Annotated in this window: 13 protein-coding genes; 8 read left to right on the top strand and 5 right to left on the bottom strand. The window is 66.6% G+C overall.

Going from position 1 to position 14,930, the window contains the following annotated elements:
• The first annotated feature begins 41 nt into the window (after positions 1–41).
• Complete coding sequence (locus tag C479_RS05030; RefSeq protein ID WP_007698838.1) at positions 42–2,072, top strand: hypothetical protein; 2,031 nt, start codon at positions 42–44, stop codon at positions 2,070–2,072.
• A 70-nt stretch (positions 2,073–2,142) separates the two neighbouring features.
• On the opposite strand, the gene C479_RS05035 is transcribed toward C479_RS05030, so the two are convergent.
• Genes C479_RS05035 through C479_RS05045 form a run of 3 tightly spaced genes read right to left on the bottom strand, consistent with a single transcriptional unit; the run spans position 2,143 to position 5,119 of the window.
• Positions 2,143–3,018 (bottom strand): hypothetical protein, encoded by an 876-nt coding sequence (locus C479_RS05035; protein ID WP_007698839.1) that lies wholly within the window; start codon positions 3,016–3,018, stop codon positions 2,143–2,145.
• 2 nt (positions 3,019–3,020) lie between these two features.
• Positions 3,021–4,523, bottom strand: a complete 1,503-nt coding sequence (locus C479_RS05040) for an MATE family efflux transporter (protein ID WP_007698841.1) — start codon at positions 4,521–4,523, stop codon at positions 3,021–3,023.
• Positions 4,523–5,119, bottom strand: coding sequence for a TetR/AcrR family transcriptional regulator (locus C479_RS05045; RefSeq protein WP_007698844.1), 597 nt, complete (start codon positions 5,117–5,119; stop codon positions 4,523–4,525). The genes C479_RS05040 and C479_RS05045 overlap by 1 nt, the downstream gene beginning before the upstream one ends.
• Positions 5,120–5,328: 209 nt before the next feature.
• Here C479_RS05045 and C479_RS05050 point away from each other — a divergent pair, with 209 nt between their 5' ends.
• Positions 5,329–5,931 carry a TetR/AcrR family transcriptional regulator gene (locus C479_RS05050; RefSeq protein ID WP_049907103.1) on the top strand — a complete coding sequence of 201 codons (603 nt, stop codon included), beginning with the start codon at positions 5,329–5,331 and terminating at the stop codon, positions 5,929–5,931.
• Positions 5,932–6,017: 86 nt separating this feature from the next.
• On the opposite strand, the gene C479_RS05055 is transcribed toward C479_RS05050, so the two are convergent.
• Positions 6,018–6,428, bottom strand: a complete 411-nt coding sequence (locus C479_RS05055; RefSeq protein ID WP_007698849.1) for a zinc ribbon domain-containing protein — start codon at positions 6,426–6,428, stop codon at positions 6,018–6,020.
• Positions 6,429–6,499: 71 nt separating this feature from the next.
• Entirely contained in the window at positions 6,500–7,675 is a 1,176-nt protein-coding gene (locus C479_RS05060; RefSeq protein ID WP_007698852.1) for an MFS transporter, read from the bottom strand.
• Positions 7,676–8,102: 427 nt separating this feature from the next.
• On the opposite strand from C479_RS05060, the gene C479_RS05070 reads away from it, so the two are divergent.
• The 6 genes from C479_RS05070 to C479_RS05095 all read left to right on the top strand — a co-directional run bounded on the left by C479_RS05070 (position 8,103) and on the right by C479_RS05095 (position 14,877).
• Positions 8,103–9,338, top strand: coding sequence for a cation:proton antiporter (locus C479_RS05070; RefSeq protein WP_007698858.1), 1,236 nt, complete (start codon positions 8,103–8,105; stop codon positions 9,336–9,338).
• 323 nt (positions 9,339–9,661) lie between these two features.
• Positions 9,662–10,684, top strand: a complete 1,023-nt coding sequence (locus C479_RS05075; protein ID WP_049907104.1) for a Cdc6/Cdc18 family protein — start codon at positions 9,662–9,664, stop codon at positions 10,682–10,684.
• A 196-nt stretch (positions 10,685–10,880) separates the two neighbouring features.
• Positions 10,881–11,309, top strand: coding sequence for a DUF7344 domain-containing protein (locus C479_RS05080; protein ID WP_007698861.1), 429 nt, complete (start codon positions 10,881–10,883; stop codon positions 11,307–11,309).
• Between the two features lie 78 nt (positions 11,310–11,387).
• Complete coding sequence (locus C479_RS05085; RefSeq protein WP_007698863.1) at positions 11,388–12,122, top strand: hypothetical protein; 735 nt, start codon at positions 11,388–11,390, stop codon at positions 12,120–12,122.
• Complete coding sequence (locus C479_RS05090) at positions 12,122–12,478, top strand: hypothetical protein (RefSeq protein ID WP_007698866.1); 357 nt, start codon at positions 12,122–12,124, stop codon at positions 12,476–12,478. The genes C479_RS05085 and C479_RS05090 overlap by 1 nt, the downstream gene beginning before the upstream one ends.
• Entirely contained in the window at positions 12,475–14,877 is a 2,403-nt protein-coding gene (locus C479_RS05095) for a DNA polymerase domain-containing protein (RefSeq protein ID WP_007698869.1), read from the top strand. Before C479_RS05090 ends, C479_RS05095 begins: the two co-directional genes overlap by 4 nt.
• Positions 14,878–14,930 lie beyond the last annotated feature (53 nt).

Below are 14,930 nucleotides of genomic sequence, written 5' to 3' on the forward strand. Positions count from 1 at the left end.
CGGGCCGGTACACGTATGCCCCGGTATTCACATGTGGAGGTATGGTTTCGGTCGAGCTGATCGATACGACCATCCGGGCGACCGACCGGGTGGCCAACGTAAGTACGATCCAGACGGTCGGCTGGGACGAACCAGCTCCGTCGCTGCCGATCCCGATGCAGCTCGATGCGGCGGTGAGCGGGCGTGCGGCGGCCCTCTCGACGGACGCCGCCTTTCCCGAAGTGTCCGAAATCGAAGCGGGTGAACGAACCGCCTCCCGCCAGATCGACGCCGGCACGTCGGTCGTCCTCGACGACGGCTCCCACATGGTTCACGCGGAGGGGCCGCTCATCACGCATTTTCGATTCGACGGGGCGGCCACCGTTACCTTCACCGAGAACGACGTGGTGCGTCTGTCGTTCGAGCAGCCGAAGGCAGTGACGATCGGATTCGTGAGCCGCGTTTCCTACCCCCGTCACACGATCACCGTCCCACGAACGCCCGAGGGGGTCGCGACCGGCCTCTCGCACTTCGCCGCGGCCGTCCAGGAACGAGATGCCCGCCGGACGGCCAACATGAACCTGCGCCACCCGCCGCGACTCGCCTTCGGCGACGAACTCGACGTCCCCCACGCCGTCGGTGATCACGTCCCCGAGACGGGACTCGTTCTCAGGCTGCCCTCCCAGCTCGAATACCTGTTTCCGGCGGCGCCCCTCGCATACTATCTGGGTGCGCGAATCGAACTCGACGACGAAGCCGAACCCGCCCTCGCGACACGAACGGGCTCGGTACTGACCGAGTTCGGCACACAGCCTGGCTACCAGTACGCCGTCGCTGGACTCCTGCGCCGCGTGTTTCTCCTGGACATGCTGGTTCGGTACGACCAGTACTCGAGCGCGAATCCGGCCGACCTCGACCTGCTGTCGGCGCTGGACGCCGACACCGACGTGATTCGAGAACGCACGGATCCGGAGCGCCTAGAAGCGCTCCTCGCACTCGATTTCGATCGAATCAGCAACGGGTTGCCGGAGTGGCACTTCGCGAGTTTCGTCGAGCCGACGTTCGAAAACGTTCGAGCGCTCCCCTACCTGATCCGCAACGTGTCAGCGATCTACCTCCCGGATGCGGCGCGACCCGGTCGCGACCGAGCTGCCGATCACGCCCCCTATCGACGGGTTCCGAAGACGATACCCGGGCGCGTCGTCGAGGGTGGCCGGCACGGGAGTTCGATCGCCTGGCTGTGTGACGATCCGCCGCCCGCCGAGACGATGTTCCGTCCGGATCCGGACGTGTACGAGCACGCGTCTCGATTCATCGACAGGACGGATGCGGACGAATCTGTGGTCGTCGTGGGTGGCGCGGAGACCGACGCGGCGATCCTGGCGGCGCTGCGCTCGCAGTACGACACCCACACGGCCGCGACGGTCTCGGTCGAGGTTCACGAGGCGGTCACCCGGGACGAACTCGCGGCGATATTCGAAACCGGTGCCGACTTCGTTCACTTCGTCGGCAACGTCGCGAACGGGTTCGCGTGTACGGACGGAACGCTCGCGCCCGCCGAACTCGATCGGTCGAACGTCAGACTGTGTCTACTCGACGGTCCCAGCGGTCGTGACACCGGCCTCGAGTGCGTTCGCCGCGGCAGCGCCGCCGGCATCGTTCGAGACGGCCACGACCGCCCGCTCGATGCGGAAACGCGCGAGCGACTCGTCGGACTCCTCACCCGCGGCTTCACGCTCGACCAGGCCGTTCGCTACGCGACTGCGCCGGGGGCGGCTGCTTCCTTCATGGCGGTCGGCGATGCGTTCCTCCAGTTGACCCAGTCGATGAAGCTCTACGCCACCCCCGCGACGATCGACCCCGTCAGGACCGACCGGTTCGCGGTCGACGCCCACGTCTATATCCCGCTCGCCGGGTTCATCTGGCGACCGGAGCTGCACGACGTTCCAGCGGAGTTTTGCAACCGGTCGGTCCGCTTTTCGGCGACCGGGCCGGAACTCGAAACGCTCGTCGAAACCCAGAACATCGTCCCCATCGTCGACGGGATCGCCCACTGGGACGACACCGAGCCGCTGTTCTACCCATATCTCTGAGTCGACGCGATCGAGTACCGAACGGCTGGACCCGATCGGCGGCTCACCCGGATCGATTCCAAATCAGCGGCTATCTCCGAGAGCCGGCCCGGACGAGTGAGCGCAGTGCAGTCGCGTCGATGGGCGCCGGCAAGGATTCGATCGCCGTTAGCACCTCGTCACGCCGCTTTTCCGCCCGGCGACGGAGATCGTCGTCTCCGGGCGCCGAACCGTCGCACTCGACGCCGAGAAACGGCGTCACGGGCCCGGGAACGGCCGACGGATCGAGGACGTGGCGAAGTTGCCGGTGAACACTCGCTGCACGGCCGATCGACGCGATCGTCTGGCGGTGGACAGGGGGGACACCGGCCAGCACCGCCCCGGTTCGTGCCGCCCACCAGCCGAGCGCACCCGCCGTCTCCTCGATCACATCCGCGTAGGCGTCAGGAGATGGCGGCTGGCGTTCGTCGGTGGCCATCGCCTCGATACTCCGCTCGGCGGTCCCGGCGAGGGTCTCGAAGCACGACTCGAGTCGGGCGGTATCGTCGTCGCTCGCCACGGAATCCCCCAGACGCTCGAACGCCGCGGCGAAGAGATAGTCACTCGAGAGGAGTTCCGGCGTCACCGACTCGAGTGAGCGGTCGTCGCCATCGCGCAGAAGCAACGCGTACCGGAGCGAACAGTAGCCACGGAGTAACTCGATGGCAGCCGCGGCGCCAACCGTGGACGCTGTTTCGTCACCGAACGCCGCCCTGGTCGTCGAGTCGGGTACATCGCCTGCTGACACGTCACCGGCCTGTCCCGCCGCGGCTGATACGAAAACGAGCCGGCCGTACCACCGGTCCTCGAACGCGTCCATCTGCGCGTCGGCAGGCGCCAGACAGCCGGTCGGGTCGGACGGGAGTGCGTGTTCGATGGACTGGTCGATGGCTGCGCGTCGGTCCGTGTGGTCGGTGAGGTGCATCATCGTCAGTCGTCGTCTGTCGGTTGGGCGTCGGGTGCCGGCACGTCGGACGTCGGGTCGCTCTCCGTCAGGTTACCGTCGCGCCAGGTCCCGCGTTTGAACCAGAGGTACGCGACGACGCCGCCGACGATATTCGAGATGGGGAACGCGATCCACAGGCCCATCACGTCGAGCGGGCCCGACGCGATCCAGGCGACCGGAAGGCGGACGAAGCCGAGCGTCACGAGCGAGATGACGGCCGCGACCATCGTGTGCCCGGCACCGCGGAACCCACCGGTGTAGGCGCGCATGACGCCGATGAATCCGAAGGTGAGCCCGGTCACGCGGAGGAAGGTCGTTGCGTGGTCGACCACCGCAGGATCGGGTGAGAAGATGCTGGCGATCGGTCCCGCAGCGAGCATGATGAGACCGCCGCCCACCGTGAGCAGCACGAGCATGGCGCGTGCGCCGAAGTGATTCGTCTCGGCGGCGCGTTCCACCGATTCGGCGCCGATGTTCTGGCCGGTCATCGTCTCGATCCCCTGCGAGACGGCGAGCGCCGGCAGGAATATCACCGAGAACACCCGCGTGCCGATGCCGTACGCCCCGCTGACGGCGTTCGGGAAGGTCGCCACGACGGCCAGCAAGAGCGTGATCGAGAGCGACCGAGCCGCCCCCTCCACGGAGGCCGGCAAGCCGATCTCGACGATGGTCCGCCCGAACGAGCGGTCGGGCAGCATCTCCGAGAGGCGGATCTGTACGCCGTGATTCCCGCGGAACATGATCACGAGCCCGACGACGAGTGCGAGCGCCCGGGAGCCGACCGTCGCGATGGCGGCGCCGCCGATTCCCCAGCCAGTAAAGCCCGTCGCGGCGAGCGCCGCGGCTTCGAGGCCGTCGAGTCCGAACGCCCCGAACAGCGGGTTCGCCTCGAAGCCGAAGATGAGGATCGGGTCGAGGACGATGTTGAGTACCACGGAACCGGCCATGACGTACATCGGCGTCACGGTGTCGCCGTAGCCGCGCATGAGCGCCATGAAGACCGCGAAGCCGAAGACCGCGAACAGGCCGATCGCGTAGACCTGCATGTACTCAACGACGAGGGGCTCGACGGAAGCGTTCACGCCCATGAGCGCGGTGACGTCGTCGACGAAGACGTAGCCCAGGACCCCCAGCACGATGGAGATGACGGCCGCGTAGGCCATCGTCTGCGAGGCGGCGTATGCGGCGCGGCCCTCGTTGCCGGCCCCAATGTGCTGGGCGACGAGGACGCTCCCCGCGACCGAGACGCCAAGCGCGAGCGAGATCATCAGGAAGACGATCGGAAACGCGAACGTGATCGCCGACAGCGCCTCGGTGCTGTGGCGGCCGAGCCAGAAGGTGTCGGCCAGGTTGTACAGCACCTGAAAGAGATTCTGGACGATGATCGGCAACGAGAGGTAAAAGAGCGGCCAGCCGATGCCGCCCGACGTGAGGTCCATTCCCTCGGGCCCTCTGAGCAGCGAGTCGACGGACTCCCGCAGCCCCATCAGGCGCTCACCTCCGCGGCGTCCTCTCCGACGAGATACGCGTCGACGTACGTGCGTGCGGCCTCGTAGGAGCGGTCGAGCGGGTGGCGGACGGCGACCTGCCGGGTGTGTGCGCCCTTGATCGCCGTCGTCAGGAGGTCGGCGGCAAGGTCGGGATCGACGCGCTCGTCGAACTCGCCGGCGTCGACGCCGTCAGCGATCGTCTCGCGGAGGCGAGCGACCAGCGCCTCGTCGAACGCGGAGAGCGTCTCCTGAATGGCCTCGTCGTACGGCGCCTGCGCCCGGACTTCGAGCATCGCGGTCTGAAAGTCGATGCCAGGGTCGGCCGCCTCGTCCGCGAGCTGGACGGTGAGCAACGCGTCGAGTCGGTCGCGCGCGCTCGCGCCAGTTGCCCCGTCGAGCCGATCGGTGTACCGGTCGTAGAGGTACTCGAGAAACTGCTCGAAGAGGTGCTCTTTACTGTCGTAATGGTAGTGGATCGCCGCCTTGCTCAGCGTCGACTCGTCCGCGATCCGCTGCATCGTCAGGTCCGCGTAGCCGTGTTCGCAGAGAGCGCGATAGGTCGCATCGAGAATCGTTCGTTCCGGTTCGTCCATTGCGGATAAGGTACTTACTAACCAGTTAGTCAAAAGTCTTGGGAACGCGGCCGTGTGTGTCGCCGAGCCGGGCGGCCAGCCGGATCCGCGACCGATTTCGACGGCGAATCCCAGCCGGGCCCGAAACTCGACAGGTCCCTCACGATCGAGAGAACGGCGATAGCTGGCGTACAAAACCGTTATCCCCCCGACGGTGTATGCTGTATTCGATGGCCGACGATCCGGATCGATCGAGCGCGGACCCTGACGAGGCGATTATGCGTGCGACCTATCGCGCGCTTTCTACGCACGGGTACGCGGATCTCACGATGAAACGGATCGCCGCGGAGTACGGCAAGTCAACGGCGGCGATCCACTACCATTACGACACGAAAGACGACCTGCTCGCGGCGTTTCTCGACTACGTCCTCGGGCGATTCAAGGACGCCGTCCACGAGGTCGAGACGACCGACCCGGAGGAGCGCCTGGAGTTACTGCTCGATCAGTTGCTGGTGAGCGCGGGCGACCACAGCGATCTCCTGATCGCGATGCTCGAGATGCGAAGTCAGGCACCGTACAACGAGCCGTTCGCCGAGCGATTTCGACAGAACGATGCCTACGTCCGGTACCTGCTCGAGACCGTGATCGACCAGGGGATCGACGCGGACGTCTTCGCCGACGCGGACGCCGAACACGTCGCCCGGGCGCTCATGACCATCGTCGACGGGGCGCACACCCGGGCGGTCGTGCTCGAAGAGGAGACGGCGTTAGCGACCGCGAGGCGGGCAGCCGCCGAGTACCTCGCGGCGACGCTCGATCACCGACCGGCGTGATCGTCTGGCGATGGAACTGGGACGATAGAGAGGATAATTTTCGCGCGCGAACACACCGACGTGCGTGCCACCGATTGACGTGCGTGTCACCGTTCGGCGTCGTCGATCGACGTCGTACACCACTGACAGAAGTCGAGGTCCGGATCGAGCTCCTTCCCACAGTTCGGGCAGGTGCTGACCGTCGACTCGTCTTCGTTCACTACCGCCGCAGCCGCCTGGTTGCGCATGTTGAGCGCGCGTGCGACGAGGTAGGCGTCGACGACGCTAAACGCTCCGACGAGCAGCGACGGGGCGAGGGCGACGGGGTCGATCGCGCCCTCGTTGACGAGTGCCTCCATCGCTTCCGGCGGGACGAACAGCGCACCGGTCACGAAGACGACGAACAGCCAGCCGAGTGCACGTCGCCATCGCCTGAGATACAGGTGGCCGAGCCCGGTCACGAGCGTCGCGAGCACCGCGGCGAGCCACGGCCGTTTTCGCGAAATCGAGTGGCCCATACGAGAACTTACCGGATAGTAAGCAATAAGCCTTTCACACCGGTCACGTGGCGCGGACGGTCACGAGCCCGCTAGCTTCCCGTCACCGTCGTCGACTCCCACGTGATTCGTCTGACGGCTCCCGACGCGACGGTGGCGATCGCGATTTCGAGCCCGCCCGCGACGAGGAACGCTGCCAGGTAGCCGTACGCGTCCGTGACGAGTCCACCGACGAGGAAGCCGGAGAACATCCCGAGACTGCCGAAGACGTTGAACCCACCCATCGCCGCACCGCGGCCCGACGACGGGACGATGTCGGTGACCAGCGCCATCGTCGTCGGCGAGACGAGTGCGCCGCAGATCCCGACGACGACCATCAGCCCAGCAGCGAGGAGGTAGGTCGGGGCGAGGCCGACCGCGACGATCGCCACGCCGTAGAGCATCGAGCCGACGACGACCGGGAGGAATCGGCCCACGCGATCCGAGATCGAGCCGACCGGGTACTGCAGGACGGCGAACGGGACGAAGAAGAGCGCCAGCGTCAGTCCCGCCTGCCCCGCGTCGATACCGAACGCGTCCCGGAAGTACGCGACGCCGGTCAGCGCGAAGAACCCGGCCGTCAACCGGTCGACGTAGCCGAACGCGTAGGGGACGAGGAGCGTCGGTCGGTCGCGAACGCGCGCGACGAGCGTCCCGACGGGGAGGCCGTCCCCGGGTCCGCGGTCGGGGACGGTCGCCGCGAGGGCCGCAGCACCGGCGAGCAGCGCGGCGCCGGCGTACAGCGGGGCCAGGGGATCGACCGTGGCGAACTGCCCGCCGACGACCGAGCCGAGCGCTGCTCCGAGGCCGATCGCCGTCCCCGCCGCACCCATGTTACGGCCGTGGCCGCCCGAGAGGTCCATCAGCATGGTGATCGCCAGCGAGAAGGCGCCGATCGTGAACGCCCCGCCGACAACACGAAGCGCCAGCACGACACCGAATCCCAGGCCCAGCGTCGGTGACAGCGCGACCGCGAGATAGCTCGCCGCGCCGCCGACGGCGCCGAGCACGACCAGCGGCGTCCGCCGGCCGAGCGCGTCGCTCGCCACCCCCCACAGCACGGCACAGCCGACGAACGCACCGAACTCCGCGACGAGGAACCACGTGCCGGCGAGGATGTCGTCGCCGCCGCCGAGCGCGACGACCGTCTCCGAGAGCCCCGGATAGAGGAACACTTGCGAGACGAGGACGCTCCAGACGACGAGCGCGAGGCGCGATCGATCGGTCATCGGTCTCGGCCCCAGCTGGGGGCCGAACGCATGTACGTGGTTCGATCGCGGTCGGCGCCGCGGACCACACACCGACCCGGACGTTCGCTCGTAGCGAGCCGTGCCGTTTCGAGTCGCACCGTCGAGTGTCCCGCCGTCGCGACCCAGCTCGACCGAGCGTGATCGACGCGATCCTGCATAAACTAACTATCCAATTAGTCAGTCCTCCGTCTTTCGCTTCGATACCGTGTACGAGGGCCCACCGTCGGCACCTGCATACGACGGGTACAGGAAGACCAGCCGCCGGAACGTACCCGCTCGGGTACCGACGCGCTACGAGTGAATCGACGGCGAGACGGCACGGGTTCGGACGGTCACCGGGTTCGGACGGTTCTGGTCAGCGCGTACGGGTGGACAGTCCCCGGCCGAACGATCGAGGCCCTCGACAATGGTCGAAACCGTCAGCATCGACATTCTCAGTCTCCTGCTGGTCCTCACCGTCGCGTGGGTCTTCGGGGCGGTCGCCGAGCGGTTCGGTTACCCGACGATGATGGGCGAGCTGTTCGCCGGCATCGCCTTCGGCCCGCCGCTGCTGGGCCTGCTCGAACCGTCGACCCTGCTCTCCGTGTTCGCGGAGTTCGGCGTCTTCCTCCTGATGGTCTACGTCGGTATGGAGGTCGACCTCCGGGAGCTGTTCAAACTCGGCCCGCCGTCGCTGTTGATCGCCTTCGGCGCGTTCGTCGTCCCCTTCGGACTCGGGTACGGGGCCGGCGTCTGGCTGGGCGTGTCGACCGGCGCGGCGCTCTTTCTCGGGCTCGCGATGGCGGCGACCTCGCTGGCGACGAAGTCGCGTATCCTCGCCGATCTCGACCTGCTCGACACTCGAATCGCGAACGTCCTCCTCGGCGGCGCGCTCGCCTCCGACGTCGGCGTACTGGTCGTCTTCGCCGGCGTCGACAGCTACGTCACGGCCGGGACGCTCGACCCCGTCGAGGTCGTGGCGATCCTCGGGAAGGCACTCGGCTTCTTCGTCGTCACACTCCTGCTCGGCTACCTCTTCCTGCCGCGGGCGTGGGCGCTCATCGAGACGTTACGCGAGCGATACGGCTTCGTCGACCAGACGACCGGGTTGACGTTCGCCCTGCTGGTCTCGCTCCTGTTCGCTCAGCTCGCGACGCTCGCCGACTTGCACATGATTATCGGCGGCTTCGTCGCCGGGATGTTCCTCCGCCAGTCGGACGTCGAACCGGGCCTGCACGAACACATCCACACGGTGATATACACCCTCGCGATGGGCGTGTTCGCTCCCGTCTTCTTCGTCACCGTCGGGTTCGACATCACGTTCGACGTCTTCGCCGACTCGTTCGGCATTCTGGTCGTCCTCGTCGCGATCGCCTTCCTCGGCAAGATCCTCGGCTCGTGGCTGTTCGCCCTGCCAACCTCGCTGACGTCGCGTGAGGGCCTCGTCATCGGTTTCGGCATGAACGGCCGCGGCACCGTCGAGATCATCATCGCCTCGGTCGCGCTGTCGGCCGGCGTCATCGACACCGAGCTGTTCTCGATTCTGGTCTTCATCGCCATCTTCACGACCGCGCTCGTCCCCGTGACGGTCACCTGGGGCGTCCGGATGCTAGAACGGGCCGACGAACTGGTGTACGTGGAACGAGCTGGGAGCGGTCACTGATCTCCGCATTCGACAGGCACATCGGCCCGCCCACCGTCGCACTCCGATATCTCCCAGCGAATTTTTCTCTCCTGAATAGATACACCATATCTAATATTGGAGCAAATATCCTATTCAGGCCCTCTATACAGCTATTTCGACAGATGTCGCTATCGACCGGAGGCACTCCGTCGGCAGAATTTCGTATCGCACTATATAATTTACTATATAAATGGATGGCGGGTGTGACGGCTCCCGGCGTGATCGCTCCCGTTCGACGTCGAAATCGGAAAATCGGAAGACGGTCACCGTCGCTTAAGATTCTCCAACGTGAACAGACGACCGTGATCGTCGACGATCGGGTGCTGACCGAAGCGTTCGTTCCGAGCGAAGTGGTTCACCGGCACGAGGAGATCTCACGCCTCTCCGAAGCCGTCGAGCCGCTGCTCTCTGGCGGACGAGCCGATCCCGCGTTCCTCTTCGGGCCCACGGGCGTCGGGAAGACGTGTATCGCCCGGTACACCCTGGATCAACTGGCCGAGCGGCGGCCCTCGATTCGCGTCGCGTACGTCAACTGCTGGCAGGAGTACACCCGGTTTCGCGTCCTCTACAGCCTCCTCGAAGCAGTCGATCAGGCGTACGACGTCCACCGCTCGACCGCCCAGGACGAGTTGTACGGTCGGCTCCGATCGGCCGACGAGGCACCGATCGTGGTCATCCTCGACGAGGTCGACCAGCTAGAGGAGAGCGAGGTGCTCTACGACGTCCACCGGTTGCCGCACGTCTCGGTCGTCCTCGTCGCCAACCGCGAGGAAGAGCTGTTCGCCCGCTTCGACGACCGGGTTCGGTCGCGGTTTCGAGCGGGCACGCGCGTCACGCTGGACCGCTACGGCGTGGACGAACTCGTCGCCATCCTCGCAGAACGGGTCCGACAGGGACTCGAACCCGAGAGTGTGACCGACGAGCAGCTTCGCCAGATCGCCGACGCGGCGGCGGGTGACGCCCGGGTCGCGATCGGGATCCTTCGATCGGCCGCGACGCGTGCCCAGGGACGCGGCGACGATCGCCTCACCGACTCACTGCTCGAAGACGCCATTCCGGATGCCCGGAACGCGATCCGCCAGAAGACCATCGAGAACCTCCCCACCCACCAGCGGACGCTCTACGACGTGATCGACGAACACGGCGAGATCGAACCCAGCGACCTCTACGAAGCCTACGAGGACCGCGCCGACGAGCCGAAGACGCGCCGGACCGTCCGCAACTACCTCACGAAGATGGCCCACTACGACCTCGTCGAGGCCACCGGAGAGAACCGCGGGCGGACGTACCGAATCGTCGAGTCGACCATCGTGGACACCCGTTAGCGGAGTCGCGTCGGTACACCGCAGCCCTATCGGACGAGCCATCCGATTTTCGGCACAACTGAGCGATATCGCGCGAGCGAACGAGTACTATCGAACGATCGAATGGACACGTGGAGCGACGCCGGCCGGACGACTGACTAAAGGTGGTGGGACGTGCACGCCGGAGGGTTTTCGTGACAGGGAGTGACTGACGGGTATGGGCGCATCTGGCGAGGGCGACGAGCCAGTGGTGCGGGGCGAGAGCGGTCACTCACCGGCGCACGTCTTCGCACTGCTCGCGAGCGACGGTGGGCGACGACTGCTGACGACGCTGTACGATCGTGGGGGAACCGTCCCGGTCGACGAACTCGCCGACGAGCTCACCGCGGGAGAACAGGGCGACGCCGGCGCACCCACCAACAGACACGCCCAAAAGCGACTCCGCCACGCCATCCTTCCGACACTTGCCGATACTGGACTCGTCACGTACGACCGCGAAACGGACGCGGTGACGCTCGCCGATCGCGGCGACCGGCTCGAACCGTACCTCGCGTGCGTCCGCGAGGCAGCGGCCACCGACGTCGCCTGGTACACCGACACCACCACGACCGGGTGGACACCCACGGAGTCCGATACGCGCCGATAACACGATGAGGAACGCCGGTATCGGAAATTCCGGAAACGGTATTCCGACCCTTAACTCCCGGGCCAGTGACGTGCCGGTATGCATCACGTCGAGTTCGACACCGGCCTGACGGTGCTCCGGGTGACGTCGCCGCGGTCGACGGTCGTCCCCGATCTCGTCTGTACCAGACTGGTCGACGAATCGGGTCCGATCCACTGGGTCGACGCGAGAAACACTGCGAGTACGCACGTCCTGTACGACCGGGCGCCGAGCGCGACGACGCTGGCCCCGCTCCGCATCGCCAGAGCGTTCACCGCATATCAGCACCACTCGCTGATCCAGGCGCTGGCACGCCAGGCCTCTGCGCGCTCGTCGATGCTCGTGGCGCCGAACGTCGACTCGCTGTACCACGACGACGATCTCGACGAGTGGGAGCGAGAGCGGTTACTCGCGGCGTCGCTTTCGACGCTCCGGGAACTCGGCCACTCGCTCGACGTCCCGGTGCTCGCGACGACCACTGGTGACACTGTTTCGCCGCGGGTCGACGAGTACGCCGATCACACGCTTGAATCCGTCACCACGCGCGTGGGCACGCGCCTGAACGGTGACGGCGTCGAATCGGTCGGCTACTGGGACCACCACGGCTGGCAGACGACGATCCCCTACTGGGCGGACCGCTACGGGACCACCGACGCGCTCGATCCCGCGACCGCAGTCCACGACCGGGGCCTGCTGGCACCCGACCTCACCCGGAAGTGGGAACCACCGACGACGGATCGAGAGAGCGGTCCACTGACGCGCTCGACGCCAACCATCGACGGTGGTGAGGCCTGATGGGGCGGACCAACCCGACCTATCGCGACGCCCTCGCACAACTCGAAGCAGAGTGGAAACCGATGCGACGCGCGCTCCGCCGCGAGTACCAGCACGACTTCGACCGGCTGTTCGATCGGGCGCGCGGGTACGCCGATGCAGCGGGCTACGCCAACCAGCCGGATCCCGAGCGCGCACTCGTCCTCTCGCTCTTGCTCGCCCACGAAGCCGAGATTCGTTGCCTCCACGACCGGCTCGACGAACTCGAACGGTCGCGCCAATCCGGCGCCTCCGAGGCGGAGACGTCGATGGAAGCGGACGCCGGAGCGACCCGGGACAGCACTCACGACACCGATACAGGGGTGGGTGCGGAGTGACGAGCGAGACCGAGCCGTTCACCGTCGAGTTCGAGGACGACGAGGTCCGCGCCTGGTACCTGACCGAAACCGGCGCGGAGGCAGTCGTCGACGAGTCGTACACACCGACCACGTATCTCCACGGGCCGCCTGACGCGTTAGCGGCGGTTCGGGACGATCTCGCGACGGATCCGAAGGTGGCGGATACCCGGCTCGTCGAGAAATATACTACATTACGCGATACGAAACGGGAGTTGGCGACCGAACCCATGCTTTCGGTCTCGCTCGACCGGATGGAGGAGGTTCGGACGCTCGCACGGGAACTCATCTACCGGTACGAGGGTCCAGTCGGCCAGTACGAGAAGTCAGTATCGGCTCGATTGGCCGAGAGTGGCGATCGATCGACCGCCCCCCAGGATCGAGGGCAGCACGATCGTGAGCTACAGTTCGCTCCCGGGACGTTACGCCTGTTCGACGTGGATCTCGCGCCGGGGTTTCGGTACTGTCTGGATCGGGGCGAATCGCCGGCGTCGTCGGCACCCGGCCGGCCGCTTCGACGATTCCACATCGCCGTCGACGAACGAGCGCTCGTGGACGGCGATGTCTCGTCCCTGCGAGTCGGGAGTGGGACAGCCGCCGACGGGTCGATCGAGTACGAGCGCCTCGACGGGCAGCCAGCTGCGGTCCTGCGGGCACTGTCGGACCGGCTGGATCGGGTGGATCCCGACGTACTGGTGCTGAGCCACGCCGAACTGGTCCCGCTGCTCTGCGAGACGGCAGCCGACGAAGGGGTCGCCGACTTCCAACTGGGCCGGCTGCCGGGCTGGACGCGTATCGCAGGCGAGAACGCGTACGCCAGTTACGGGCAGATCGGACACTCGCCGGCCCGATACCGCGTTCCCGGCCGAGCGATCGTCGACGAATCGAACAGCTTTCTCTGGCACCAGTCGGGGCTCCCGGGACTGCTGTACATGGTCGAAGCGAGCGGTCGACCGCTCCAGGAGGCCGCGTGGGGGAGTATCGGAACGCTCCTCACCTCGCGACAGATTCGACTGGCGCGGGCGCGAGACGTCCCCGCCCCCTGGAACAAGTGGGAGCCCGAAGCGTTCAAAGACGTCCGGACGCTGCACGCGGCCGATCGCGGGGGCTTTACCTTTTCTCCGGAGGTGGGCCTCCACGAGAACGTCCACGAGATCGACTTCGCGTCGCTGTACCCCCGGATCATCTGCGAGCGAAACGTGAGTCCGGACACCGTCAATTGTGCGTGCTGCGGGCCGGACGGCGACCGGCAGCCGCTTGATGCAGTTCCCGGATTCGACTCCCACGTCTGCCAGGACCCAGGATTCCTCCCCGACGTCCTGTCAGATCTGCTGATAGACCGTGCCGATATCAAGCGACAGCTAGCCGAAGACGACCTCGAGGCATGCGAGCGTCGGCGACTGCGCGGCCGGTCGGGCGCGATCAAGTGGGTTCTCGTCTCGTGTTTCGGCTATCAGGGCTATCGCAACGCCAAGTTCGGCCGCATCGAGTGTCACGAGGCGATCAACGCGTACGCGCGGGAGATCGCCCTCTCGGCCAAGCAGCGCCTGGAGACCGGGGGCTGGCGGATCGTCCACGGCATCGTCGACAGTCTCTGGGTGACGCCGGCCGTCGACGATCCGGAACCTCTTGCGGACGTGATCGCCGACGTGAGTGACGACGTCGGCATCCCGCTCGAACACGACGGGACCTACGAGTGGGTGTGTTTCGTCCCCTTGCGCGACTCTGCCGGTGGTGACGAGACGCGCAAAACGGGCGGGCGGACGGTAAGCGACGCCGCCGGGGTCGAGCGGAGGCCATCCACGGCGCCGGGTGCGCTCACCCGCTACTTCGGCAAGCGCGCGTCCGGCGAGTACAAGTTCCGTGGAATCGAGCTTCGCCAGCGCTCGACGCCGGCGTTCGTGGCCGACTGCCAGCGTGAGTACGTGGACGTCTTAGACGCCGAGAGTGACCCGACGGCCGTCTGCGATCGACTGCGTCGCCACGTCTCCGCGCTCGAACGCGGCGCCGTGGACCCGGCCGATCTCGTGACGACGAAGCGCGTCTCGAAGTCGCTCGAGGCGTACACACAGGCGACGCACACGGTCGCCGCGCTGGAGCGCCACGAGACGGTCGGCGTGCCCCGCCAGCCCGGCCAGTCGGTCGAGTACGTCGTGGTCGACGACGGAGCGCGTCGGACGAGCGAGCGCGTCCGATTGGGACTCGAACTCGGCGGCGAACTCGAGACCGGCTCAGGTCCGGACTACGACGTCGAGTATTACACCACCCTCCTGATCCGGGCGGCCGAAAGCGTCGTCTCGCCGCTCGGCTGGGACCGCGGCCGGATCCGGGGCTACCTCGCGGAGAGCGAACCGGTCTCGCTGTCGGCCTTCGGAGCGTGATAGTGGGGGTTCCGGTACTCGGTCACGTCTTCGATCCACGAGCGGGAGTCTGG

The organism is Halovivax asiaticus JCM 14624 (assembly GCF_000337515.1).
Classification (GTDB): domain Archaea; phylum Halobacteriota; class Halobacteria; order Halobacteriales; family Natrialbaceae; genus Halovivax; species Halovivax asiaticus.

What these genes read in the sequence shown, in the direction of transcription:
- C479_RS05030 (WP_007698838.1), top strand. Translation starts at nt 42, where the DNA reads ATGGTTTCGGTCGAGCTGATCGATACGACCATCCGGGCGACCGACCGG.
- C479_RS05035 (WP_007698839.1), bottom strand. Translation starts at nt 3,018, where the DNA reads ATGATGCACCTCACCGACCACACGGACCGACGCGCAGCCATCGACCAG.
- C479_RS05040 (WP_007698841.1), bottom strand. Translation starts at nt 4,523, where the DNA reads ATGGGGCTGCGGGAGTCCGTCGACTCGCTGCTCAGAGGGCCCGAGGGA.
- C479_RS05045 (WP_007698844.1), bottom strand. Translation starts at nt 5,119, where the DNA reads ATGGACGAACCGGAACGAACGATTCTCGATGCGACCTATCGCGCTCTC.
- C479_RS05050 (WP_049907103.1), top strand. Translation starts at nt 5,329, where the DNA reads ATGGCCGACGATCCGGATCGATCGAGCGCGGACCCTGACGAGGCGATT.
- C479_RS05055 (WP_007698849.1), bottom strand. Translation starts at nt 6,428, where the DNA reads ATGGGCCACTCGATTTCGCGAAAACGGCCGTGGCTCGCCGCGGTGCTC.
- C479_RS05060 (WP_007698852.1), bottom strand. Translation starts at nt 7,675, where the DNA reads ATGACCGATCGATCGCGCCTCGCGCTCGTCGTCTGGAGCGTCCTCGTC.
- C479_RS05070 (WP_007698858.1), top strand. Translation starts at nt 8,103, where the DNA reads ATGGTCGAAACCGTCAGCATCGACATTCTCAGTCTCCTGCTGGTCCTC.
- C479_RS05080 (WP_007698861.1), top strand. Translation starts at nt 10,881, where the DNA reads ATGGGCGCATCTGGCGAGGGCGACGAGCCAGTGGTGCGGGGCGAGAGC.
- C479_RS05085 (WP_007698863.1), top strand. Translation starts at nt 11,388, where the DNA reads ATGCATCACGTCGAGTTCGACACCGGCCTGACGGTGCTCCGGGTGACG.
- C479_RS05090 (WP_007698866.1), top strand. Translation starts at nt 12,122, where the DNA reads ATGGGGCGGACCAACCCGACCTATCGCGACGCCCTCGCACAACTCGAA.